The following is a 1742-nucleotide window of genomic DNA, read 5'->3' as shown; positions in this document are numbered from 1 at the left end:
CGCTCGAGTTCGCGCTCGAGGCGCTGGAAACGCGCTAGAACGACGTAGAAGGCGCGTGGAATCCGCGTCGGATCGGGTGGCGGGAAACGTGGAATCCGCGTGTCTTCGACGTGGGAAACGCGCTGGATCGGGAGGTGCTGCGCGCTGGATGCGCGCCATCGGGACGTGAGCCGGCCGCGCTATACTGGGGTTGCAAGCTTCTTCGCGAAAATGCTTGACCAACAAACATATGTTCGTATAATGGTAAGCGGCAAACGCTCAGCGTCCTTGGCGCTCGCGGCAGGAAGAGAAGGAACCGCATGAACGAAGAAAAATCGAAGATGCTCAAGCTGACCACCGATCAGATCGAGACCAAGTTCGGCAAGGGCTCCATCATGAAGTTCGGCGAGGGCGGTCACGACCTCAACATCGGGGTCATCCCGACCGGCGCGCTGCCGCTCGACGCGGCGCTCGGCATAGGCGGCGTGCCGCGCGGCCGCATCGTGGAGGTGTACGGCCCTGAATCGAGCGGCAAGACCACGCTCGCGCTGCAGATCATCGCGGAGGCTCAGGCCATGGGCGGCATCGTGGCCTTCATCGACGCCGAGCACGCGCTCGATCCCGTCTATGCCGCGCGCCTGGGCGTCGATATCGACGAAGTGCTCATCTCGCAGCCCGACACCGGCGAGCAGGCGCTGGAGATCTGCGACATGCTGGTGCGCTCGGGCGCCATCGACGCCGTGGTCGTCGACTCGGTGGCCGCGCTCGTGCCCCGCGCCGAGATCGAAGGCGAGATCGGCGACACCACGGTGGGCCTACAGGCGCGCCTCATGTCGCAGGCGCTGCGCAAGCTGGCGGGCTCTCTGTCGAAGTCGAACACCACGTGCATCTTCATCAACCAGCTGCGCGAGAAGATCGGCGTGATGTTCGGCAACCCGGAGACCACGACGGGCGGCCGCGCCCTCAAGTTCTTTTCCAGCGTGCGCATCGACATCCGCCGCATCGACTCCATCAAGAAGGACGGCGAGATCGTGGGCAACCGCGTGCGCGCCAAGGTGGTCAAGAACAAGGTGGCCCCGCCGTTCCGCCAGGCCGAGTTCGACCTCATGTACGGCGAGGGCATCTCGCGCGAGGGCTGCATCGTGGACATGGCCGTCGAGGCGGGGGTCGCCAAGAAGAGCGGCGCCTGGTACACCTACGGCGAGGAGCGTCTCGGCCAAGGGCGCGAGGCGGCGAAGCAGACGCTCAAGGAGAACCCGGACTTGCGCGAGGAACTCGAGACGAAGGTGCGCGAATCCTTCGAGATCCCCATCATCACGCGCTCGACCGAGGAGGCCGACGCCATGAGCCCGGTCGCGAAGCCTGCGAAGAAGAAGTAGCATGCCCGAATCGCCCGAACAGCTCCGCGCGCGCCTGCGCGCGGAGATCGCCGCGATCGAGAAGGGCGTCCCGAAGCCTTCCAGGGCGCCCGACCTTCCCCACGTTCGCGAGGAGCGGGAGGATCGACGGCCGAGCCGCGCTTCGCGCTCCCTGTCTGCCAGTGCGGCCGGCGGACAGCCTTCCCGCCATGACGCCGGCGAAGTCGACGAGGATGTGCGGCTCTCCGATCCCGACGCCGCTTTCCGCAAGATCGAGCGGCTCTGCCTCGTGCGCGAGCGGGCTTCCGAGCAGCTGCGCCAGCGCCTTGCGCGCGGGGGCTTCGAGGCCGAGGCCGTCGAAGCGGCGCTCGATCGCGCGCTCGCCTGCGGCCTCGTCGACGACGG

The 1742-nt window shown here is 67.0% G+C and carries 1 protein-coding gene and 1 pseudogene; both read left to right on the top strand.

What is annotated here, in order from left to right:
- Positions 1 to 299 precede the first annotated feature (299 nt).
- On the top strand, positions 300 to 1358 hold the full coding sequence (gene recA / locus HMPREF1023_RS13705) for a recombinase RecA (protein WP_009307028.1): 1059 nt from the start codon (positions 300 to 302) through the stop codon (positions 1356 to 1358).
- 1 nt (position 1359) lies between these two features.
- A pseudogene (locus HMPREF1023_RS13700) lies at positions 1360 to 1742 on the top strand (regulatory protein RecX); the annotation flags it as partial.

This window comes from Eggerthella sp. 1_3_56FAA, assembly GCF_000185625.1.
Classification (GTDB): Bacteria; Actinomycetota; Coriobacteriia; order Coriobacteriales; family Eggerthellaceae; genus Eggerthella; species Eggerthella lenta.
Note: the sequence above shows the minus strand (reverse complement) of the source record. Positions and strands in the feature narration are given on the sequence as shown.